This is a genomic window from Dendronalium phyllosphericum CENA369 (genome assembly GCF_016056275.1).
Taxonomy (GTDB): Bacteria; Cyanobacteriota; Cyanobacteriia; order Cyanobacteriales; family Nostocaceae; genus Dendronalium; species Dendronalium phyllosphericum.
On record NZ_JAECZA010000001.1, the window covers coordinates 182,322 to 206,802 of the forward strand.

16 protein-coding genes are annotated in these 24,481 nt (G+C 42.1%); 11 read left to right on the forward strand and 5 right to left on the reverse strand.

The window, feature by feature from the left end; genetic code table 11:
• The first annotated feature begins 171 nt into the window (after window positions 1–171).
• Window positions 172–4,005, forward strand: a complete 3,834-nt coding sequence (locus I8752_RS00825) for a CHAT domain-containing protein (RefSeq protein WP_214430417.1) — start codon at window positions 172–174, stop codon at window positions 4,003–4,005.
• Between the two features lie 249 nt (window positions 4,006–4,254).
• On the opposite strand, the gene I8752_RS00830 is transcribed toward I8752_RS00825, so the two are convergent.
• The gene (locus I8752_RS00830) at window positions 4,255–4,893 is read right to left on the reverse strand and encodes a peroxiredoxin (RefSeq protein ID WP_214430418.1); all 639 of its coding nucleotides are present in this window, start codon (window positions 4,891–4,893) and stop codon (window positions 4,255–4,257) included.
• Between the two features lie 497 nt (window positions 4,894–5,390).
• Window positions 5,391–6,641: a M10 family metallopeptidase C-terminal domain-containing protein gene (locus tag I8752_RS00835; protein WP_214430419.1), complete on the reverse strand. Its 1,251-nt coding sequence runs from the start codon at window positions 6,639–6,641 to the stop codon at window positions 5,391–5,393.
• 93 nt (window positions 6,642–6,734) lie between these two features.
• Between I8752_RS00835 and I8752_RS00840 the strand changes: the two genes are divergently transcribed.
• Window positions 6,735–6,884, forward strand: a complete 150-nt coding sequence (locus tag I8752_RS00840; protein WP_214430473.1) for a hypothetical protein — start codon at window positions 6,735–6,737, stop codon at window positions 6,882–6,884.
• A 110-nt stretch (window positions 6,885–6,994) separates the two neighbouring features.
• On the forward strand, window positions 6,995–7,576 hold the full coding sequence (locus tag I8752_RS00845; RefSeq protein WP_214430420.1) for an Npun_F5749 family FMN-dependent PPOX-type flavoprotein: 582 nt from the start codon (window positions 6,995–6,997) through the stop codon (window positions 7,574–7,576).
• Between the two features lie 226 nt (window positions 7,577–7,802).
• On the opposite strand, the gene cysE is transcribed toward I8752_RS00845, so the two are convergent.
• Window positions 7,803–8,567 (reverse strand): serine O-acetyltransferase, encoded by a 765-nt coding sequence (gene cysE, locus I8752_RS00850; protein ID WP_214430421.1) that lies wholly within the window; start codon window positions 8,565–8,567, stop codon window positions 7,803–7,805.
• Between the two features lie 904 nt (window positions 8,568–9,471).
• Between cysE and I8752_RS00855 the strand changes: the two genes are divergently transcribed.
• Entirely contained in the window at window positions 9,472–11,490 is a 2,019-nt protein-coding gene (locus I8752_RS00855) for a tetratricopeptide repeat protein (protein WP_214430422.1), read from the forward strand.
• 94 nt (window positions 11,491–11,584) lie between these two features.
• Here the strand turns inward: I8752_RS00855 and I8752_RS00860 are convergent, their stop codons facing one another.
• Window positions 11,585–12,103 (reverse strand): COP23 domain-containing protein, encoded by a 519-nt coding sequence (locus tag I8752_RS00860; protein WP_214430423.1) that lies wholly within the window; start codon window positions 12,101–12,103, stop codon window positions 11,585–11,587.
• 152 nt (window positions 12,104–12,255) lie between these two features.
• Between I8752_RS00860 and I8752_RS00865 the strand changes: the two genes are divergently transcribed.
• Window positions 12,256–15,282, forward strand: coding sequence for a two-partner secretion domain-containing protein (locus I8752_RS00865; protein ID WP_225895369.1), 3,027 nt, complete (start codon window positions 12,256–12,258; stop codon window positions 15,280–15,282).
• A 103-nt stretch (window positions 15,283–15,385) separates the two neighbouring features.
• Window positions 15,386–17,158, forward strand: a complete 1,773-nt coding sequence (locus tag I8752_RS00870) for a ShlB/FhaC/HecB family hemolysin secretion/activation protein (protein WP_318780804.1) — start codon at window positions 15,386–15,388, stop codon at window positions 17,156–17,158.
• Window positions 17,159–17,379: 221 nt separating this feature from the next.
• Here the strand turns inward: I8752_RS00870 and I8752_RS00875 are convergent, their stop codons facing one another.
• Window positions 17,380–18,006, reverse strand: a complete 627-nt coding sequence (locus I8752_RS00875; RefSeq protein ID WP_225895370.1) for a type I restriction endonuclease subunit R — start codon at window positions 18,004–18,006, stop codon at window positions 17,380–17,382.
• Between the two features lie 497 nt (window positions 18,007–18,503).
• Here I8752_RS00875 and I8752_RS00880 point away from each other — a divergent pair, with 497 nt between their 5' ends.
• From I8752_RS00880 to I8752_RS00900, 5 genes are all read left to right on the forward strand, one after another.
• Window positions 18,504–20,189, forward strand: coding sequence for a hypothetical protein (locus I8752_RS00880; protein WP_214430426.1), 1,686 nt, complete (start codon window positions 18,504–18,506; stop codon window positions 20,187–20,189).
• A 951-nt stretch (window positions 20,190–21,140) separates the two neighbouring features.
• Window positions 21,141–22,052, forward strand: a complete 912-nt coding sequence (locus I8752_RS00885) for a hypothetical protein (RefSeq protein ID WP_214430427.1) — start codon at window positions 21,141–21,143, stop codon at window positions 22,050–22,052.
• Between the two features lie 46 nt (window positions 22,053–22,098).
• Window positions 22,099–22,911, forward strand: coding sequence for a DUF1294 domain-containing protein (locus tag I8752_RS00890; protein WP_214430428.1), 813 nt, complete (start codon window positions 22,099–22,101; stop codon window positions 22,909–22,911).
• 122 nt (window positions 22,912–23,033) lie between these two features.
• On the forward strand, window positions 23,034–23,237 hold the full coding sequence (locus tag I8752_RS00895) for a hypothetical protein (protein WP_214430429.1): 204 nt from the start codon (window positions 23,034–23,036) through the stop codon (window positions 23,235–23,237).
• The gene (locus I8752_RS00900) at window positions 23,227–24,108 is read left to right on the forward strand and encodes a DUF4351 domain-containing protein (protein WP_214430430.1); all 882 of its coding nucleotides are present in this window, start codon (window positions 23,227–23,229) and stop codon (window positions 24,106–24,108) included. The genes I8752_RS00895 and I8752_RS00900 overlap by 11 nt, the downstream gene beginning before the upstream one ends.
• Window positions 24,109–24,481 lie beyond the last annotated feature (373 nt).

A 24,481-nucleotide genomic window follows, 5' to 3' on the forward strand; every position in this document is an offset into this window, starting at 1 on the left:
CTCAGCACCCAGCACTCAGCACTTTGCTATAACGACTGACAAAGTTTTGTATATTTTTTATAACTACACGATTACAAACTTGGCAAAATCCAGTAGGTTTTACGTAATTACTTATTTTTTTAAGACAACGCCGCTACAATCTAGGAGAAATAAAATCCAAGAGTATGGCAGATGCTCACGCAGCTAGTGCAGTGGCTTAAAACGCTTTCAAATCGCCCCGTAGATAGTAAGCAGACTCGTGCTATCCAGACTGTGACGGACAAGCAGGTGGTAGAACCGCCACCTGAATTGACTAATGCGGATCTGGAAATTTTGTATACCCAACTGTTGGAAGGTGTAAATCAAGGACGAGAGCAACAGTGGGCAATCAAATATCTACAGCGGATGGAAGACCGCATTAGCCATGAGCGTTGGATAGATTGGCTGCTGGGCTTTGGTGAAAAATTGCTAGTATCACCCACACCAAACCATGAGTTAGCAAACCGGATGGTGCAGCTAGGCGAACTTGGTATTGGCAAAATTGGAGAACTTTCTTATGAGATTGGCGCACAGTTGTTGTCACGAGACTCAAGCCAATGGTACGAAGATAGCGAACAGCCACAAACTGAAACCACAACCTCTGATTCGGAAATTTTGCTCAATTCTCCAGGACAGGAGTTAATCCGCAATTTAGGCGAGTTGTTATGGGAATCTGAGGAGCCAGAAGTTAAAACTAGAGTCACACCCCAAAATTCTCCCGCCGCAGAAATAGCAGCAGAGAACCAAGAGGAAATCATTCAAGAATATCCAGGGGAAGCAGACGAAACCACGGAAGTAGCCGATTTTGTCCCAGAAAATGCCACAGAAAACTCACAGCAAGGGGAACGACAAGAAGTAGTCGCAAGTACACCAGTAGCTTTTTCTGTTGTAGAGGAAGATGCAACAGAGAATTTCGAGTCAGTGGAGTACCAAGAAGAAATTGCCCAAACTTCAACAGCAATACCTCTGCCGACTCCTAGTGAAGAAGATGTCATCGATAACTTGAGCGAACTGTCGTTTGAGCGTGAAGAGCAAAAGACTGAAATCGCACCAGCTTATCTACTCGCTACTACCCCAGAAGCTTTAGCAGCAATCTTGTCAGCAGAGGGGATTTTAGATCAATCTTCGGCAATCGATGCAAATGTGGGGTCTACCATAGATGAGTTATTAACTAGATTGGATCGAGGTACCACTTTAGTCGAGCAACTTGCTTCTAATCTGGCAACTCAAACAAGCCAAAATCCCACTTTTACAACCAGTCCAAATACAACAATTCAAGCACAAGCCTGGTTTTATCAAGGTCTACGGCAAGCTAAAAGCGGAGATTTGTTAGGAGCGATCGCATCTTACGACCAAGCTATAGAATTAAATCCCAACTCTTTTGAATATTGGTTTAATCGAGGCTTAACACTATTTCATTTAGAAAATTTTACCGAAGCGATCGCATCTTATAACCAAGCCATAGAATTGAAACCCGACCACTACAAAGCTTGGTATAACCGGGGTGGAACTTTAGGCGAAATTGGCTATTTTGAGGAGGCGATCGCTTCCTTTGAACAAGCTATCGAAGTCAATCCCGATTATCCAGAAGCTTGGGCTGGTAAAGGTTTGGCAATGCTCAAGTTAGGGCGGACTTGGGAGGCAATTATTAGTTACGACCAAGCCTTACAGCTACAACCCCAAGACCAAGAAAATTGGTATTTCCGAGGCACAGCTTTAGCTTTAGCCGAGCGGCACGAAGAAGCGATCGCATCTTATGATGAAGCTTTAGAAATTCAACCAGATTATCATGAAGTTTGGATTGACCGGGGCGTAGTTTTATTTAATTTAAAACGCTGGCCAGAGGCGATCGCATCATACGATAAAGCTTTAGAAATTCAGCCTAACTTTTATTTAGCTTGGTACAACCGGGGTGTAGCGTTAGATAACCTCGGTCGCCGCCAAGAAGCGATCGCTTCTTATCGCCAAGCCATAGATATTAAACCCGACTTACACTTAGCTTGGTATAACCTAGCGGTAGCCCAGTTTTATTTAGAACAATATACTGAAGCGATCGTTTCTTACGATAACGCTTTACAAATCAAACTTGATTATTGGGAAGCTTGGATTGGTCGAGGTACTGCTGCCGGTCAAGTTAATCTTAAACTTTCGATATCGACTGAGATCGCAGCGGCCAATCCTGCCTTGCAACAAGGAGGCTTTGAAGGTAAACTAGCCAGCTACGAAGAAGGATTGAAACATATCCGCTCAGATACTCACCCAGAAGGTTGGGGTAGATTACATGTAGCGATCGGCAATGCTTACTTCGACCGAGGCAAAAAACATTCTACATCTCGAAATGATTGGGGCAAAGCCTTAGCCGAGTACGATCGAGCATTATTAACCCTAACACGAGAAAATTTTCCCCAGCTGCATTTGGAGATTTTGCAATCCTTCGTTAAAGCACTTTTAGGTTTAGGACAAATAGCCCAAGCCCAGGAATTACAGCAAATCTGTGCAAATTTATTGCAACAATTGCTTAACGAACCAACTCGCACTCATGAAAGTAAAAAGCAGTTGGCTCTAAAATTTGCTGGCATCGATCGATTGGCAGTAGATTTACATGTAGAGTCCGGCGATTTAGTAGAAGCCTGGGAAATGGCAGAATATGGCAAAAATTGTTGCTTAACTTGGCTGTTAGATGGTTGGAAGCCAGAAATTTACTCACCTAGATATGACTCAGTTCAACAACTACTTAATCCCACCACAGCAATTATTTACTGGCATATTAGTCCAGTGGCGTTAAATACTTTTGTCATCAAAGATGAAGCCCCATCACCTATCCTCGTCTTTATACCCATACAAAATGTAGTCACAATCGAAACCGCTACACCCGATAATGAATTGCCTCTACCAGAAGCAGTCAGACGCTTAATTGAATTTGAAGATTGGCTAGAAGATTGGAATAAGACGCATCAAAAATATCGCAATCAAGCCCAATACCAAGAAAATATCAGCAATCATTCTTGGCGATTGGAGATGGAACAAAGACTGTTACAACTCAAAGAAATTCTCCAAATTTCCACAATTAAGCAAGAACTTGAAGGAATTACTCAACTGATTTTAGTTCCCCATCGTGACTTGCACGCATTACCTTTGCACGCACTTTTTCAGCTTGCTTCTCCCTACGATGAATATCTGCCCAATGTGGAATCTAATTTCAGCATTGCTTATTTACCTAGCATTCAAAGCGGTTTATCTTTAAAAGCTGAAAGTACAGGGCAATTGTTAGAGCAAAACTTACTTAGTGTCGAATATCCTAATAGCACAAATTATTCACCACTCAAATTTGCCCAATTAGAATCGGAACTTGTCAGCCAAATGTTTAATAATCCCCATCGCATCCAGGGGAATAAAGCTACTAAAAACACTGTAGAAACTGCCTTATTTGATAATTATAATATATTTCATTTTACGGGGCATGTTATAAACAATTGCCGCGAACCGCAAAAATCAGAGTTAGCTTTGGCGGGTGAAGATAAACTTACTCTAGAAGAAATCTGTCAAGAAACTTTAGCTAGTTATAATTTGGTTACTTTGTCTGCTTGCGAAACTATCAGAACTGGTAACTATGCGATCGCTACTGAATATGTGAGTTTAATTAATGGTTTTATCTATATGGGAATTCCTCATGTAGTGAGTACTCTTTGGACTGTAGAATCAACAGCCAGTGCCTTAACAATTGTAGAGTTTTATCAAAGATTACAGCAAGGGAAATCTGCTGCTACTGCTTTAGCTGAAGCCACAGCATGGCTGAAAGAATTAACCGCTGGAGAATTAACTAAATGGTACGAACGTTTACTTAATAATCTGGATACTGAAGAATTAAAAGTTAGAGCTTATTTAGCAACACATTTATATAGAATGAGTAAAATTGCACCAGAGAAAAAGCTTTATAATCATCCTTACTATTGGGCAGCATTTACGATTACAGGGAAGCTAAATTAAAGTAATTCGTAATTCGTAATTCGTAATTAAAGCTTTTAGAAAGTAGGAAATATTCTTATTTTCATGCAGAAGCAGACAGATTATAAGAATAAAGACGCAAAGACGCTAAAATGCAATTTTCGCGCCTTTACGTCTAATTCAACAAATCATTTTCGGATTTTTACCAATTCTCCACAAAAAGGCTACAGATATAACTCTAGAAACCTAGATGAAATCTGACGCTTTTTAATTACGAATTACGAATTGGTATTACTTGTTAGGCTGAGGAGTTAGCCGCAAATAAGGTTTGATTTCCTCGTAGCCTTTGGGAAATTTCTCTTTTAGAACTTCTGGATCTTTCAGTGAGGGGACAATTACGACATCCTCGCCATCTTTCCAGTCGGCGGGTGTGGCTACGCTGTAATTATCAGTCAATTGCAGAGAGTCAATCACCCGCAAAAGTTCGTCAAAGTTGCGTCCAGTGCTGGGTGGATAGGTAAAAGAGAGACGGAGTTTTTTATTAGGGTCGATAACAAAAACCGATCGCACTGTCACAGCTGCGTTGGCATTGGGATGAATCATATCGTAAAGTTCAGAAACCTTGCGATCTGCATCTGCCAAAATTGGGTAGTTAAGAGTGGTGCTTTGAGTTTCTTCGATGTCTCCCACCCATCCCTTGTGAGATTCTACATCGTCAACGCTAAGAGCGATCGCTTTAACGTTGCGCTTGTCAAATTCTGGTTTTAGTTTGGCAACTGTGCCTAATTCTGTCGTGCAAACAGGTGTAAAGTCAGCAGGGTGAGAAAACAGCACTACCCAGCTGTCACCTGCCCAATCGTAAAAATTTATGTCGCCGTGTGTAGAGGCTTGCGTAAAGTCGGGTACTGTATCACCAAGACGGAGAGCCATGAGAGATTCCCTGTAGTTACAAAGGCATGTGTCTTCTATTTTGCCATAATGACATAAAACCCCGATTACCCAATCGGGCATGAGCTGTTTGAAACAAAATTTTAAGTTATCAGCGTTTGTCGAAGGATTACGAACTGATATCGTGTCCGGCTTATCAGACTGCTGAGGGTTGGAGGGAAGGGGTTTTCGGGTTTTCTACGTAGGTTCCAGAATCATAACTAACTATCCGGACTTGATATGACAGAAGCATAAAAAACCTTGAGCGATCGCCAATTCTAGTTAACAAAAGAATGAGGGTTTGGGCGGTAATTTTGGGGACTGGCAATCATAGTTGCGATCGCCTACCCGCCCGTCGTAGGCATCGCCTTAACAGTCCACCCAGAATAAAAAAGTTCTTGAAAAGCTGATTACAAGCTGATTTGGTCAGATTGTACCCTTAAACAAAAATGAAGGACTCTTTAGGCTTCTGGAAAATTCGGTTTACTGAAGTTAACTAACTACGCTTGCACAATAAAGTCACTAGCAGCCAAAGTTGGCACATTAGAAAAAGTAGCAAATAGACCACCACTGCCGAAGCCGACCGCCGTACCATTTTGGTTGTAATACAAAGACCCATTTCTAGAATTGTAAACAATCTTAGCGTTGAGCAATTCTCCAGTTAGTGGGATACCTAGAACATCAAGACCCGCAATTGCAAAATCATTAGCAGCTAAACTATTACCTGAAGTAGAAGAGAGTACGGTAAAGGTAGTCCTATCAAGTACAATTTTGTCACCTTGGGAGCGATTGAAGTCGCTGATGCTATCTTGACCGACATCAGCCCTAGCAAATGCACCTTCTGTATCGTAAAGAAAACGGTCGGCACCCGTACCACCAACAAGAACGTCATTGCCAGCGCCGCCGATCAGAACATCATTGCCAGCACCACCAGTTAAGCGATCGCTGCCACCACGACCAATTAATCTGTCGTTGCCATTGCCTCCATTGAGGGAATCATTGCCAGCACCGCCGTCAATACTATCGTTACCATCATTGCCAACCAAATTATTGTTAAATTCATTACCTATAACTCGATCGTTAAAATTAGAACCGATCGCGTTTTCAATCACCACGCTGTTAGCAATGGTAAATCCTCCAAAAATGCCCTTGGCGGAAGACACATAACCACCAGCACCAGCCCCGTCTTGAGCAGTATTGAGGGAGGCATCATTGAGATCGATCGTCACATCAGATTGTGCGCTAATGCCATTAATTGTATCAATCCCACCAGCATCCCAAATACAGGAATAACTAGTACCAGATTGGTTGACACTAGGCAAGTAGTATGTATCGTTACCAGTTTTGTAGCTATTATTTTTCCCATAAAGATACTGAATAGCGGCAATATCAAACGCCATAGGCGTGCTTTGAAGACCGTAGCCTAGTCCACTTTGATTGCCATTCTGACTGTAAAACCCAGGGTTATAGGACATAGTAGTGTAAATACCCTGGTTCAAGTCCAAGTTTCCTAAACTTCTGAAAGGTGAAGTAACTCCTGGGTAAATTGGCGAACCTCCTCCATTATCATGAGGGTGAGCCAGCCCTAATGCATGTCCTAGTTCATGAATTGCAACAACAAAGGCAATGCTACCTGGAGTCCCAGCAACACTCCCACCCAGTCCTTCTCGATTAAAATAGCCTATTCCCTGTCCATCTTCTCCTGGAGGAATGAAAACTCCCAAGGTATCGTCTAACTGAGCATTATTCACGTTATATAAGCCCAGAGTAGCAGATTGCTTATCATCTCCAACATTTATAAATTGAATATTAGCAACTGCTGCCCAAGCATCCAGAAGATGTTAATGGTAGTTGCGATTAAATACGGCAAAGACAGCCGCGAATATGAAATGGCGGGTGGCGTTCGTAATAGCGATCGCGCCCGTAAAATCAGAGCAAGTCGCTTAAAATCTATTGCCGAAAAAGCATCAGATGAGAATGTTAAAGCTGTTTAGTGGTTCATACCGTTGGGAGCATCCTGTTTTGGCGAATCGCCCTTGTACCAATTCGTAATTAAGAAAGTCCTATTTAGTCTAAGTTCCTGGATTTGGATCTGTACTGTATAATGACTCTTGCTCCTTGGCGAAGTGCGATCGCCCATGCTCTCCATCGCAACCGGAGTCTTGTTTATGCCCGTTACTTACAACTGGCAACAGTACGGGCAAACGGTCGTCCTGCCAATCGAACTGTAGTTTTTCGCGGTTTTTTAGAAGATACTAACCAGCTAAAATTTGTTATAGATAGCCGTAGCGAAAAAGTAGACCAGATACAGCAACAACCTTGGGCAGAGATTTGCTGGTACTTCCCCAATACACGAGAACAGTTTCGCATCAATGGCTATTTAACTTTAGTAGAAAATAGCGATCGCTCTACTTTACAACAAGCCCGTATAGCAAGCTGGCAAGAACTGAGCGATGCAGGTCGTATACAGTTTGCTTGGCCTCATCCTGGTAAACCCAGAGTCGAAGCGCCAGCAGCATTTGCACCGCCAGCCCCCAACCCAATGGAACCAGCACCAAATTTTTGCCTACTGCTACTTGACCCAATACAGGTAGACCACTTGGAATTGCGAGGCGAACCACAAAATCGCTGGCTTTACTCCCGTGACAATAACCAAGAGTGGTCTAGCCAAGAAATTAACCCCTGATATCATGTGCGGTTGAAGACTTATTATTAGGACTGACACGGGGACGCGGGGACACGGAGACGCGGGGACACGGAGATTATGGTTGATGCAAATTCCAAAATCATCATACCGGGAAACCCGTCCACCGCACTGGCTCCCCTACCTTAATATTTACTCAGCACCCTTTTGTACAGACGCGCTTAATCGCGTCTCTCAGCACTCAGCACTCAGCACTAAGAACTCAGCACTAAATACCCGCACCATCTAGAAACTGCTGTATTGCCTTATCTCTAAGACTACACACAGGAGCCTCTTGCGATAGTTCGCCTTCTTTAGTAGCTATAGAACCTACTAATACAGGAGTTTTTTCCGGAGAATTTAGGCGCTGTAGATTTTCTATTTGTTGTTCTAGCAACTCAATGCGGTCAACTAAAGCGCGAATTACCTCAGCTTCCGAGTCTGGTAAGTTGTTGTGTTCTAGGGGAGCAACCCGCACTCCAGAACGATAGATAATGCGACCGGGAACACCTACCACCGTACAACTAGAAGGCACATCTCTCAGAACAACTGAACCCGCACCGATACGGACATTGTTGCCAATTTGGATATTTCCTAGTACCTTTGCTCCAGCCCCAACTACAACATTTTCACCCAAGGTTGGATGGCGCTTGCCGCATTCTTTACCAGTTCCTCCAAGGGTCACACCTTGATAAATTAGTGCATAATCACCCACGATCGCAGTTTCACCAATGACCACACCCATGCCGTGGTCGATGAACACACCATACCCAATTGTTGCGCCTGGGTGGATTTCAATTCCAGTCAAAAACCGAGCTATGTGAGAAATCAGACGAGGGATAAAGGGAAGACCAATATCGTACAGCCAGTGAGCTAGCCTATGGAATAGCAGGGCTTGTAAACCGGGGTAACAAAACAAGACCTCCAACCAATTACGGGCAGCTGGGTCGCGTTCAAAGATGATACGAAAGTCAGCAAGGAGTGTAGATAGCACGAGATAGTACCCTCGGAAAGCAAAACAAGCTACTCTCCCATTTTATCGCCCCAAGTGTTATCTCTGGAATGGTTCACTAGGTATTGGTTAAGTTAAAAACCTGCTTCACATTAACTTTAATTGACTACTGGTCTAGTAAGACTGTCTTATTTGGCAAACAAGATGCTTGCTCTACAAGAAAATTTATCTAAACAATCGGGTCTAAAACCTCGCTTTTTAAGGCGAAAAGTTTTTGTCACGGGGTATAAATCCTCGTGACAAAAACGGCCTCCTGCCTCCTGCCTTCTGCCTTCGTTAACAAAACAGAATTTAGGAGTCAGCAGCCAGAAAAATTTTATCTTTGATATCTGCAATCACCGAGGGTTAAAGCAGTTTAAGCATAGTAGTTGTTGACCGCTGACAGTCAACAGTCAACTTTAGTCAATAGACCTATGAGCAAAAGTAACTTTTGCGCTCCTATGGCAAAAGGAGAAAGGGTAAAGGTAAAAGGTTTTTTCTTATTCCTTTCCCCCTTACCTCTTAGCCTTTTCCCGACTTCTGCAAGAAGTCCAATGTGCAATTTCAAAGCGTAACAGTTTATCTAAAAGTAAATCAAATGCAGCTGGTAAGCTAATAATTATTCAAATTGCATCCCCCGAAGTTGCTCCACTTGGGCAAAGCCCAAGACCGCACTTCTCTCCGCACGCAACTTCTCTCCGCGTCTCCCCTTCTCCACATCCCCGCGTCTTTCTAGATTAGCTTATGCCTACCTCAAGTACAATTGGAGCGTTGGTAGGTATGGCAATTAATTAATAATTTATATTAATCAAAAATTTTACGCAAATGTTAAAATACTACCTTAGTATAAGGATAAAAAATTAATCTATTTTGTTATTTTCTTAGTTAAATATTTGCTCTATATAATATGAAGCCGCTTGGTAAAGTTTTACAACAGGCCGACCTAATTTCGTCCGAACAGGTAGAAATAGCTCTCAAAGAGCAGGCACAAAGTGCTGGCTTGCGGCTTGGTGAAATTTTAGTCTCGCATGGATGGCTTAAACAAGAAACGGCTGATTTTTTCTCTCAGGATTGGCCAGCTTTACAGAAGCAGGCACAAAAACAGCCTTTAGATAAATATTTAGAAGCAGCTGGGCTGTTAAATGAGTACCAAATCAGAACTCTCCTAGCCGAACAATCACTGCAAAGCCTTCGTTTTGAGGAATTAGCCGTACTTAAAGGTTGGTTAAAACCTACTACAATGAAATTTTTACTGGAGTATCTTGCTCCCGCATCTCAATTGCACCAGCATATCTGGCAGCAACAAGTACCTCCAAAACATAAAATTTTAGCGCCGATAGAACAATTAGAATTGAAAATGGTCGTGCCACAGCAGAACAATTTAAAAAGCTCGAACCCTAGCGAGCAATCGGTTTTAGAACCTAATTCGGTTCAGTTAGAATCACCAAGTTTAAAACTGTTTAGCAGCAACACCATCGAAATATTCAAACTGAATGAAAAAGCTAGCCGTCCGGAAGCCTTGCAGGCAGAAATATCATCCTGGACAGGCGATCAACCGCTTCTGACTCAAAAGCTGTATCAATTGCTGGCATCAGAAGCTTTTATTGAGGCAAATGCAGAAGCAGCAACAGTGCAACAGCTAGTCCAAACCCACTTGATTAATGATTGGGAAACTCAACTAGCAGCCGAACATTTACAAGGTGTAAAAGATAGTATTATTCACAATCATTTTTGCGACCCGTTATTGCTGTTAGAACTTTACGAGGAAGTTTTACAACAGGGGGAAGTTTCCACCGATAACAGTCCCGAACAATTAGAACTGTTGCGTTTGGGATTGGTAAAGCAACAACAAGACAAGCTGAAAGTAGGAAACCGTATTTACCAATCAGTTTTCGATCGCGAGTGGGTAAAGCAGGAATTAGAGAAAATACTTCGCCCCTCCATGGCAGAAACAGCTATATATAATCTCACCCCATCAGCTCATACTTTTAATCTCAGTAATACCATTGCTCCATTTAAATTGAGAGTTGGTAAACGATTTTGGATTTTGCTAGCAATAGCTGGCTTGATGCTGTGTGGTTCTGGCTTGATGGTCTTAGGTTTCAGCGTCTTTAAATGGCTACAAATAGAAACAATTTTTAAACGAGGAAACATACTGTTGTACCAAGGAGAATATCAACAAGCGATCGCAAAATACGACAATATTTTAAGAATTGACAGCAACTACTATCAAGCTTGGACTAACCGAGGCTATGCACTAGCTAGACTCAAAGACTATAACCAAATGCTGGAATCCTGCAAGACAGCGGCTATCATTAACCCAGAAGCAGCTGTTTATGCCTGGAATTGCCAAGGAGAAGCCCTATACAATCTCAAACAATATAATCAGGCGCTCGTGGCTTTTGATAAAGCAATTACACTCAATTCCGAAGACCCTGTATTCTGGATTAATAAAACCGAAGCATTAATAGCACTCAAACAACCAGACACAGCCCTGAGTGCTGTCGGTCAAGCAATTGGACTTTTAAAAAAGGAAGTCGAACATCAAGATGCAAGTGTCAAAGAGTTAGCCGTTGCTTTTAGCTATCAAGCGAAAGCGTTATTGCAAAAACAAGAATACGAATCAGCACTAACAGCCTACAATCAGGCATTAAAATACGATCCCAACTATTTTGTGGCTTTGCGAGGTAAAGGAATCGCCATGCAAGGCCTAAAGCAAGACGATCGAGCGATCGCTCAATTTTATTCTGTTTTAGAACGTCCCCAGCTAAATAATAATCAAAAAGCCGAGTCTTGGTATTATTTAGGACTGAGCCTGTGTGAATTCCGCAAACCTGACAAAGCGATCGCAGCTTTTGACCGAGCTTTGCACCTCAAACCCAATTATCAAGCCGCAGAACTAGGTAAAAAAGCTTGCCTCAAATAAGCTAATAATCATTCAAATTGCATCTTTGCGTCTCCCCTTCTCCTTTATCCCCGCGTCTTTCTAAAGCAAAGGATTGTGCAACTTAAAGGCTCTATTATGGCCACGGCCACCAAGAAGGTTTGGTATCAGTGTAAGTACGGCTAATAGTCCGCACATCGGGAGGCTGTGCTTGTTTAAAATCGCTACCCAGCATTTCGTATAAAGCTTGAGAAGGATTATTCGTTGGGTTAAAAGTAAATAAAACTTGGGCGCTGTAATGATTGCAACCTACACCCCGACGCTCTATAGCACAGACAACAGGGCGATCGTTAAGCTTGTCAGTGGTCAAATACTTATAATCGCCTGTATCGTAGGCCATTTGTAAACTTTTAGCTGCATTCTGACAGTCCTGCACTGCTTCGGCGGCTGAGAAATATTTCGGCAGAAAGTTAAAAATCGGGTAATTTCTGACTTTATCTAGAACCAAAGTCACAATCACCGTTGGCATACTGGCATTAGTTTGACAGCTAACTTGCACGTTACCAGCCACACTGGGCGCAGATAGTCCTGCCATAGCACCCAAAGTTAATATTGGCAATATCCCCACATTTACCCAAGACTGCCACTTGTTCATATTACTTAACCCCCTTTGTTGACCAAAATTTCGCCTTGAATATAGACTCAATATTATTATTATTTTTAGTTGAATTTACTTAAATTAGATTAAACAAACCTCAGCTAAGTTCCCAATGGGGTTTCTTTTTCCTTGTTAAAATGAAACAATTCTTGAGCAAAATTTTAATTATCAGCAGTGCTTACATCTGCTCCTTGATTGCTAGCGTCCCTGCCTTAGCACAAATTTCTTCAGATAACACCCTTCCAAGCAATGTTAGTCAATCTGGTAACATCTTTGAAATTACCGGAGGGGCACAAGTTGGTAGCAACCTTTTCCATAGCTTTCGAGAATTTTCTGTGCCTACTGGTGGCGAAGCTTTTTTTAATAACACTAGTAACTTAAGCAACATTACTAACATCATTAGTCGGGTAACAGGTGGGGCAATTTCTAATATTGACGGCTTAATTAGAGAAAACTACGGTGCTAATTTTATCCTGATCAATCCTAGTGGTATTAACTTTGGTGCTAATGCCCAACTCAATATTGGTGGTTCGTTTTTAGCAAGTACGGCTAATAGTCTCAAATTTGCTGATGGCGCAGAATTTAGCGCCACTGACACTTCAGTTTCCCCTTTATTAACAGTTAGCGTACCAATTGGCTTGCAATTTGGGCAGAATCCGCAACCGATTCGCGTCCAAGGTCAAGGACATAACATTAGTTTGCAAAGTTCCATCTCACCTTTAATTAGGGGAAACACCACCGGACTGAAGGTACAGCCAGGCAATACCCTAGCCTTGGTAGGCGGAGGAATTATCTCAGAAGGGGGAACGCTGACAGCCGAAGGCGGACGCATTGATTTAGGAAGTGTCGCAGGAGGTTTAGTAAGTCTAAATCCCAATACCCAAGGGTGGAATTTAAGTTATCAAGGAGTGACAAACTTTCAAAATATCGCCCTCTCACAAAAGGCATTAGTAGATACTAGCGGTGCGGGTAGTGGCTCAATTCAGTTGCAGGGGCGCAACATTTCCATCGGTGATGGTTCACTCGCATTAATTCAAACCCAAGGAGCGCAATCGGCAGGTAATATTAACGTCAATGCCTCTGAATCCTTGTCCTTGGCGGGAACTACAGCAGATGGAAAAATTGCTAGCAGCTTATCTACAGAAACTATTGGCGCTGGCAAAAGTGGAGATATTACCGTTACCACCCCTAATTTATTGATTCGGGATGGAGCAGCTGTATCTACAGCCACTTACACAGCTGCTCCGGCTGGAAATATTAATTTACAAGTGCCAAATTCCTTAGAGATGTCTGGCAAAAGTCAGATATCTAGTAACAATTTGGGTACGGGGGCAGGTGGAAACTTGACAATTGACACTGGTAAATTAATTATCGGCGATCGCTCGTTCTTATCTACGGCAACTTTTGCTAATGGTCGGGGAGGAAATATTGATATAACTGCTAACTCAGTAGAGATGTCAGGAACTGGATTTGAAGAGTTTCAAAAGACTTTTCAAGTCGGAGCGCTCTTCGGGACGCTAACCCCAACTGACCGGGGAACGGGTATATTCCTTGAGAGTGCGGGTGCAGGTAATTCAGGCAATCTCAATCTTAATACTTCTTCCCTGATAATGGGCAACGGCGCAGTCATATTCAGCCCGACATTTACTCAAGGAGCAGGAGGAAATGTCAACGTCAGGGCTAGCGATTTAGTGCAATTGAGTGGCTCTGCAATTCAAACAGGAACTAGTCGGGGTAGTACTGGTACAGGTGGTTATATCGCCATTGATACCAAACAATTAAATTTGCAAGATGGCGCGACTCTGATCAGTGCTACTTTAGGAAATGGTGCAGGCGGCAATGTCGAAATTAAAAGCGATAACGTCCAAATACAAAGAACCCCACCGAAAGCCGCTCTTTTAACTGGCATCTACACTAATACTACCTTCGGTATGGGAAAGGGCGGCGACCTGAAAATTGACACAGGCAACCTGAATGCACGAGACGCGGTAATCGCCAGTAATACAGGCGCTTCCTTACCAACTGGCGTTATTCCATTCGGCGGGCCGGGAGGAAATGTAGTCGTCAATGCCCGCGGCTCTGTAGAAATAGCTGGCGTTCAACCCGATCCCAGGTTCCCCAGTGGTTTGGGTACTACAAGTTATAGCCCCTCTCGTTCGGGAAACTTGACGGTTTCGACAAAGAAGTTGATTCTCAGTGAAGGTGCAGATGCATCAGCAGCTACTATCGGTGCTGGACAAGGGGGAACCTTAACTGTTTATGCTTCCGATTCTGTAGAACTGAGTGGAACTACCATCGGTAACTTAACTTTAGGTGGCTTATCTGCTGCTGCTGGTCGTCTTAACCTTCCAAACATTAAAGCAACAGGTGCTTCTGGCGACATCAAGGTTTTTACAGACAAGTTGACTATTCAAAATGGCGCAAAAATTAACGTAGAAAGTTTAGGTACGGGAAATGCTGGGAATTTGCAAGTCGTAGCTAACTCAATTTTGTTAGATAATCAAGGAGCCATATCTGCTGCTACCACATCTGGGGAAGGCGGTAACATCTCGCTACAAACGGATTCCTTACTCTTACGCCATAACAGTCAGATATCTGCCACTGCTGCTGGCAGTGGTAACGGAGGCAACATCGATATTACTGGCTTTAGTCTTGCCAACTTTGTGACGCTGTTAGAAAGCAGTAAGATTACCGCCGATGCTGTCGAGGGTAGGGGAGGAAATATCAACATCAACACGAGAGGATTGTTTCGATGTGCGACTTGCCAGATTACTGCTAGTTCTCAGCTGGGAATTGCCGGACAAGTCAGCATCACAACACCAGAAGCAGAAAACAACTTTGAAATTGTCGATTTACCTCAAGAAGTAGCCAAACCCGAACAAGTAGTTGCTCAAGCTTGTCGAGCAGTAGCAAGACAAAATCGCAGCGAATTTACCATCACCGGACGCGGAGGATTGCCGCCAAGACCGAGCGAACAGCTCAGTAGTGGCGCTTTAATCAGTTTCGATCCGGCCGTGCCTAGCGCTGCCACCCAGGAGAATAATACTTCTCAACTACCACCCGCAGCACGAGGTTGGTATGTGAACGCTCAAGGCGTGGTAGTTCTCGCCAGCCAAACGCCTAATTCTACTCCCTATAGTTCTGGGTTAACTGCATCAAGCTGCCATGGGAATTAGACAGAATAGACGGGAATTAAGATTTGCGGCCAAGAGTGTTTGCAGACAAAAACAGGGTAGCAAGAGATTTTTCTTGTTTCCCTGTAATAACGCAGTCGCCTGGGTGGGAAAATCCTCCTGGAAGTTTGCTAGAAGAAATATTCTTGCAACTTGTCTTTACAGTGCTGTTTCACCTTGTTTGGGCTTAATACTGCTTTTGTACTTGTTATGTAATCCCAACTCAGCTAACGCCCAGCCGATTAACCCCGTTACCCCAAAACCCCCAGAACAACCCCTACCCAATCCTTTACCGCCAACAAACGCACCTATCCAAATCCTACCGAGCGCACCTCCCACCCCGGAAGAAGCCCAGGATATTCCCGGCAGTATCACCGTGCAAAAGTTCCAGTTTGTCGGCAATACTGCCTTCAGCCAAAAAGAGTTAAACTCTGCGATCGCAGATTATACAAATAAACCAATTACCTTTGCCGAACTCCTCAAAGCTGCCAATCAAATCACCCAACTGTATGTGCAAAAGGGGTACATTACTTCTGGTGCTTATATCCCAGTGCAAGAATTCCGTTCGGGCATCATCAAAATTCAGGTATTAGAAGGCAGCCTAGAAGATATTCAAGTCAACGTGATTAAAGGACGGCTCAATCCCAATTATGTCCGCAGTCGCATTGCGATCGCTACTCATAAACCGCTAAATATCAATCGTTTACAAGAAGCTTTGCAACTACTGCAACTCAATCCCTTAATTGCCAGCTTAGATGCCGAACTCACCGCTGGCACTAGACCGGGTGTAAATTCCCTAGCGGTGACAGTCAGGGGAGCGAGAACTTTCGACACCCGACTTAGCATTAATAATAACCGCAACCCCAGCGTTGGTAGCTTTGAGCGCGGTATTGCAATATCCGAAGCCGACCTTTTGGGACTTGGCGATCGATTTAGTTTTGCCTATAAAAATACTGATGGCAGCAATAGCTTTGAGGGCGGCTACACTCTGCCAGTGAATCCCCGTAATGGTGCTATTGGCTTTAACTATCGAATTACCAACAACAGAATTATTGAACCTCCTTTTAATGATTTGGATATCGACGTAGATTCTCGTGAGTTTGAACTGTCATATAGTCAGCCAGTCATCCAAAGAGCCACCCCAAAAGTCAGTCAAGAACTCACCTTGAGTTTAACGGCAGCTAGGCGGATTAGTAATTCTTCAATAAAAGGAGTCGATTTTCCTGTGTTTCCCGGAGCTGACGAGCAAGGAGAGACACGCATATCGGAATTGAGTTTTGCTCAAGAATGGCTACAGCGGAGTCGTCAAGAAGTTTTAGCAGCTCGTTCTGAGTTGAGTCTGGGGGTTGGAGCTTTTAACGCTACGGTTAATAACAACGAACCAGATAGCCGATATTTATTGTGGCGGGGACAACTAATTTATTTGCGCCTCTTGGGTCAGGCAAAAGGACAAAGAGCGATCGCTCCGACTTTATTGTTGCGCTCTAATGTGCAATTAGCAAGTGACTCTTTACTTTCCATCGAGCAGTTTAGTTTGGGAGGCCAAGGAACAGTGCGCGGTTATCGCCAAGATGCCTTACTAACCGATAACGGTATTTTCGCTTCCGCCGAATTGCGATTGCCCATCGCCCGCTTCCCAGAAGTGCAAGGAACTTTACAAGTCACACCATTTATCGATGTTGGTACTGTCTGGAATACAGGCAGAGAAAATCCTCAGTCTAATACATTGGTCGGCTCAGGATTTGGTTTGCTTTGGCAAATGGGAGATAGATTCACAGCCCGCCTAGATTGGGGTATTCCTTTAGTGGATATCAATACGAGCAAGCGCACATGGCAAGAAAACGGCGTGTATTTTCAATTGGAGTATAGAGCATTTTGAAGGGACTGGGGAGTTTGAAGCTTTGAGATTAGTAAATGAACCTCTGTTACAAGGGTTTCAAGACTAATTCACATTAAACGTAATTTTGAATTCCCCCAAAGGGGACGGCTTATACCGTTTCACTTTAAATTTGATACGAATAGGCCGCAGGGGAGCAGGGGAGCAGGGGAGCAGAGGGGCAGAGGAGAAATTATTTGTATCATTTATTTGGTGAAATGGTATTACACGCTGACCAACTGCTTCAAGATTTGTGCAACGGGATACAGTTCATTACCTTCAGCGGTGCTGAGGGTAAATTTATCCGACAGGGCATAGTGAGCCAAGTCACGATCGAATTTAATGAATAAATAGTCTTCTCCTGTGGTAATGAGGGCGAACACGGGAGAAATTGGTGCACTGACCATATAGGCAAGGGTTTGCGGGATTGCTTGCCGGACGCTAAAGCCATAACGCTTACTTTCAATAACAATCAACCAGAGGCGATCGTTCACGATTAAAGCATCGATCAACCCGTCCAGTTGGGTATCGCCATCTTCAATTTCAAACCGGACGTATTTTTCACCTCGAACTTGGTAAGGTGAATCGATGAAACCGAGGGTTTCCAGTAGGGGGGACAGCAGAATTAAGTTAACTGTGCCTTCAGTGATAGCTCCACTATCGGCGTAGTAAAGATAGCGCTGTTTGAGGTGTTCGAGCTTCGCTTTTTCGGGAGCGGTCAAGGTGGGTAATGGCGCTTTCCATTCGGTGAAAAAGGTGACATCAGAGGTGGGCGAAATGCCCAGTCTCACATGGGCTTCGGTGAGATTAGTAATTGCTTTGGTGATACCGAGGGTAGCCATCGGAGTCATTTTTGGTGGAGAGCGTGGTCTATGCTAACACAACCTTCGCTTTAACACCACGATCGCACCTCTTCTGTCCTGCGTCGAATTGCGATCGCCACGGATTAAACCCGCCACCATCATGCGATCGCAGAACACCGCAGATTAGAAAGCTTGATTACACAATCAAATGGAGTTAGGAGCGATCGCCTCTCTGATTTCTATGCTGCTAAGAACAAAAGCGATCGCTTTGCCACAATCACTAGTCTTGCGGAATTTCTCTAGTTTAAGGTATTTAACACTTGTAATAAGTTCCGTAAAATCACTGGACTAGCTTTAGCGCGTCATTGTATTGTCACTTTAGATATTATTCAGTCCATTAGAGCTTCAATATGCGATCGCTGCGTTTTATTTTTATTGGTATCATTACTTTTCTATTTGTTACAAATATAGTTTTTCTGCGAAGAACTGTCTCTGTCCTGCTCTGTGGCGTTCTTAGCTTTAACTCGGCAAGTTGTTATAGTTTCTTGAATAAGTACGGAAAAGCTGATGCTGCTGCACCCCCTAGTAATGCTGTTGTCACCTCCAAGGATTTCGGAGTTGTTCAGAAAGACGAACGAAAAATTGCAGGTTGTTTTTTGGGAGTCTGTGTAAATTTGCCTAAATCCCCTATTCCTATCCCCGGTGTACCCGATGGAGATCCTTTAGGGTTAGCTAAAGCTGCCATTGTCAAACAAATTGGGGAAGCAGTCGGAGTTGGTTCACCACTATTGTTAGACCAAAAGACAGCCTATGCAGATGTTTCCGATCGAGTCAAAGATTTTCACCCACAAAAATTAACGATTACTTCTGCTGAAGACCTGCAAAAGCCTTTACCTCCAGGGGATTACAGTCTTGATGTGATAGCTTATTGTACCCAATTCTCTATCCATGCACCGGGACAAGGGCTACCTTATAAACTTGCTCCCTTGATGGGAAAACAAGCACCTGCAATTAGTGCTTTGCTGTCCCGTGGTACTCTGCAAGGCATTGCTCCTGCTACACTGAACGCAAATGCTTGGCGGATTCAGGCGGGTTTACCGTTGAAACAATGGCCACCACAGGATCGAGCCTTAATTCACAAGCTTATCCCTGAGTATGAAAAAGGACTAGAAGGGGACTACCTGCAACAGATTGACAATACCTACAATCAATTCCGCTTAGTTCCTGGTATCCCATCATTAAATGACCTACTCAGACAATCTGGAGCGCCAGGACAACTTGTGCTGCAACTGCGACAAGCACGCCAAACCCTTGCCGATCAGACGATTTCTGCCGAACGTCTACCTGATATGCTTTATGAGCCAACAGGTGATGGACTACCGCGTGTGCTTCCGGCTGCTAAAGATTCTTCACCATCACCTTGGGCAGAAGTTCAACCTGGTATTTTTGCTCGGTTTACTGTTATTGAAGGAAACCTTGGAAGAAACTTATTTGAGTTCAGAGTTACACCAAAAGCAAGTGCGGCAATAAATGATAACTCTGATCTGGTGGCTACAAAAGAATTAGACAAGAAAGTGCTAGTAAGTGGGCAAACTGGAACCCCTGCTACACCAGGAAGCGTGGTGTGTAACAGCAACCACATTACCTATTCAAAAGATAAACCAGCCCAGGCTCTTATTCCCGCCTGTGTTAGCGAGGGAAAGGCTGCTGAGAAGAAAAAACATAAGGGTGTAGTCGTTTATGTTTGGAACTATGTAGGGTCAACAGAATCTTGGGGACATGCCTCAATACAGCTCAATGATGCTGACGAAGATATTTATAAGACCTATATTAGCTGGTGGCCGTCTAATGGTGTCCCGTATATCGATATACCTTATATACGTGACATTTCATTTCATGCGCCTGCCATACCAAATCGAACACTTGATCAAGACATAAAAAGTGAATATGGAAAACAAGCAGACCAGATAATATACATTCCTTGCATAGATGCGGACAAAATTAAAAGTTGGTGGATCAACGAATTCCTAAAAGCTAATCCAGAGTGGAAAACTTTAGGACAAAATTGTTCAAAAACTGTTGCTGATGCCCTCTATGCTGGAGGTGCAGCAGATATTTTAACTACTTGGGAAGAATATGCCGGAGTTGGCTCAAACATTGTTTGGACTCCAACCAAGATAACTAGGCTGGCTAATGCACTTGCTGCACACTGTCCAACCACTACAAAATAAGGAGGGCGATCGCCCTCCTTGTAGATCGGGTTGACGCAAGAAAACCCAACATTCATTAGCTCAAACAAAGTGCGATCACTCTCAACAATGGTTTGCTCAAAGGAGCGATCGCTTTGATTCTCGATACCTATCAAATATCAAATTAAGTGCGATCGCTAGAATAATGAAAAAATTGCTCAGGCGATCGTCATTAGCTCAAAATAAGTGCGATCGCTATGGTATGCATTGCCTAAAGCATCTGGAATTGTTGCAGAGAGTGCTACTCAACTTGTCTAAATCACCAAGCATCCCCTAATTTTAAGGAGTTTATTTATGATCGACACCTACATAAACTGCTCTAAATGCGGCGAATTAAAGGACGTTCAAGATTGTATGAGATGTGACAGAGGTCATGTACTATGTACCTCTTGCTTGCAGAGTAATTATTATTTACTGACAACCAAACTAAATAAATGTCCTCTATGTAACACAGGTCTACGGTTAGCAACAGATAGCTTTACCCCAGTAACAGCCTTCGATGATGTGAAAAAAGAAGTCTACAAAAAGACATGGAAATTCACGTTTTGGTGGTGGGGATACTTATTCCGCAATCTCGATCTGTTTCTTAGCATATTATGCTGGCCGATTACGCTTTTGTTTCTATTAGAGGTAAGAAGAAATCCGTCATTCGGCGCAATCGTGCTGGAGTGGATCGAAGGTAGCCTAATCGCATCCATCGCTCCTGTTCTTACTTTAGTGTTCATTCAGCGTAAACGTTCTAGTCTCGGTCTCATCAACGGGTGGCGCATAATATTGAGCGGCAATCTCAGACCAATATGGCTAACAGTAGGAATAGTTGCCGTGCTATTTATGATCCACCTTTTAATAGGAAAGTGACTAAGTTTTATTTTTGAATTTTAGCATTGATAAAACTTCAGTTTTTGAAATGGAAGATATATAGATAAAAACGTTATGTCATCAAATCCAAATATCCTTGGCTATTATCTCTACTCACTAGTTGCGATTGGTGTGTTTATCTACAACTGTCGTAATTGGAAATTCTTGCGGGTAACTCTTTTATACTATTTTTTTATCACATTTTTTGCATATCTGCTCATCTACGGTAGTGCTTACAATTTGGAATCACACCTGAATCAATTGCATAAAGAGGGATTATTCACAGCCTTTCCTTTCACTATTGGCGGTGATAAGCCGGATGTCAATACTGTTCCTAAAACAAGCTCCGACTTTTTTCCCTGGACGATCGCATTGATATCTTTTTTCGCAACTTTTCCACAAGCTGTGATGAGAGGTTTGAGAGTGAGTATAAAGAAGGCTCAACCTCTTGATAAGATATTCAGAGATATACTTGACGAGTATAAAGATATCCGAGAAAAATTAAGCGATTTAGGTATAATAATACTACCTGTAATCAACGATATTTATATTGTTGGTGAATGGGTATTTGTGTTAGTTACTATCTCATCACTTGTTTCCCCATTTCCTATGCACAGTTGGTATCTAATGCTCCTTGGTTGTTTTTTTATCTTACTAATCACAGGAACTGATATCACCATTGGCATAAAAGGGCCTCTCGGTATTGTTTTAAGTGCCTTTGTCCCTGGTATTATCTACAAATTGCAACGGTTGTCAACTGTTGTATTGACAGTGATGATTTTGTTTGTGAGTTTTAGCATAGCCATATTTTCTGGCATTCTCATATTTTCTCTAATTGAAGTCATATTTCACACAAAAAATCCTGGTATTATTACTATAATTATCATCTTTGTTCTTGAAATTGGCGTGCTATCGTTAAGCTTTACATATCTCTCCAAAATCATCACTTTCGTGATTGATAAACTAATTAATTGGATGGGTTATTGAAGCCATCAATAAAATCAGATTTTCAGCTTAAAGATATATTACATATATGATTAATCTGGCATTTATCATAATAGCTGCTATTGCTGGAACTTACTCTTTGTCTCTCATTGTAAAGTTTTTATTACCTATATTCCGTTTAATAACGATATCAGCAATTAGTGTTGTTTATTTTATCACCAATATTTTGTTAATTCTTTCACTCATTCAAGCTGTTATCTGGTTGATATTTGATCCACCAATTGAAAACAGATTTAATGCAGTGACTTTTAGTATGATACAAATAATCTTAGTCTTGGTTGTCATTAGTCTTATAGCATTAGGTTTAGTTTTGGTATTTGGCAAGTCATTGGCATTTAAAATATATGGAGTATTGGCGGTTATCGTCAACAGTTTTACCCCAATTTTGATAATTTTATTTATTTATAGTCTTGCTCCTAAAAACACTGCTAATTTTTATGTAGCAAATCTTCACTGCAAAGAAGCTGTTTTTACTCTATCTCTTTATTTAACTTCTATTAATATATCAACGTACTTATTTTATGGTTATGATAAATTTCGCTCTTGGCTTTTTCCCAAAAATAGAGATAATAAAGACATTGAACCTCCACCTTTAGACCATTGGGGACAAAAATTAGCAAGTAAGATTGAAAAATTTGCCCCTTGGATCAAGACCTTAAGAGTACCTGAATGGATTTTACACTGGCTTTCAATTAGTGGAGGTAGTTTAGGTGCTGCCTTCGCTCAACAATTTTTTCGACACAAAACCAAGAAAAAATCATTTCAAGTAGTTTACCAGCAAATTGTATTAATCCAAATAGCTGTGCTGATAGGGATTTTCTTCTTCATGAAAAAAAATTAAAGCCTATTATAGCGTTTCCTAGACTGCTAAGGTACAAATTGATCTGCATAGCAGCAATTTTAAATTCAAAAAATTGGCTTATCGCCGTAGGTTAGGTTGACGTAAGGAAACCCAACATTCATTTGCTCAAACGAAGGATGCGATCGCTCTCAAAAATAATTTGCTCAAAGGAGCGATCGCATCCTTCGTTTGAGAATTGCGATCGCCCTACAACGTGGTTTGGGCAAAAGAGCGATCGCGCCTCAACGATGGCATTGCGATCGCTAGGAACATCTAACCATCTGTCGCATTCTTTTTTGAAATTGGTATTATTTCGTGAGCTTTGACAGCGTTTGTAAAATATTAGCTGAAAAATATCCCCGCGATTTTGCCCGTTGGCTACTAGACGAAGAACCGCAAAATATTAAAGTATTAAAAACTGAATTAAGTATTGAACCGATTCGGGCTGATTTCGTTACCTTTTTACAAACAGAAAATCAGATATTGCATATTGAATTTCAAACGAGAACTGCATCGAAAACTCCCCTTCCTTTACGAATGTTGGATTATTCAGTTAGACTAACTCGTTTTTATCAAGTCAAGGTAATTCAAGTAGTAATTTTCTTACAAGAAACTAATGACGAAATTGTTTTTACTCAAGAGTATGTAAGTAAAACTACAACTCACCGTTATCGTGTCATTCGGATGTGGGAGCAAGACTCAACATTATTTCTAGAGAATCCAGCGTTATTGCCATTAGCACCATTAACAAAAACCAATTCACCTGAAACTCTGCTATCACAAGTTTCCCAAAATATTGCTAAAATTCCAGATAAAGCTAGTCAACAGGATATAGCAGCTTACACAGAAATTTTAGCTGGTCTAAAGTTTGAAAAAGATTTGATTCGCCAATTCCTACGGGAGGAGATTATGCAAGAGTCAGTAATTTACCAAGATATTTTACAAAAAGGTGAAAGAATCGGTCAGAAACGCGGTGAGAAAATCGGTCAGAAACGCGGTGAGGAAATCGGCCAGAAAACTGGAGAAGAGCGTTTAGTGATCCGTCTGATAAATCGAAAATTTGGTGAGTTACAACCAGCTTTGATTGAGAGAATTAAACTGTTATCTACTGAAGAGTTGGAAGCTTTAGGCGAAGCATTGTTAGATTTTTCAGGAGTATCTGATTTAGTAGCTTGGTTAAATCAAGAAGATAATTAATTTCTCAAGATTTGATTTCTCGTTCCCATTTTTTGTCTAAAAATGAGTCGGTAGGGTGTGTTATGCCGTAGGCTAACGCACCGCCTTATCAAAAATTCTACGTATATTAGCTTACCCTGTGCGATCGCCAGATACAACAATTCATCAATCCTCTGCGTTTAAAGCAATAATAAGAGCGATGGGCTGAACGCATACTACTGAAATTTGAGGCAAGTAAAAGCTTTAAAAACTGGAAGCTTAATTTTTGAGTTAAAAAGCTGTTTTATGACTTGTGAAGCTAATTTAAAACTCCAAAACCTGATTTACAACTCTAAAACTTGATTTACAACTCTAAAACTTGATTTACAACTCTAAAACTTGATTTACAACTCTA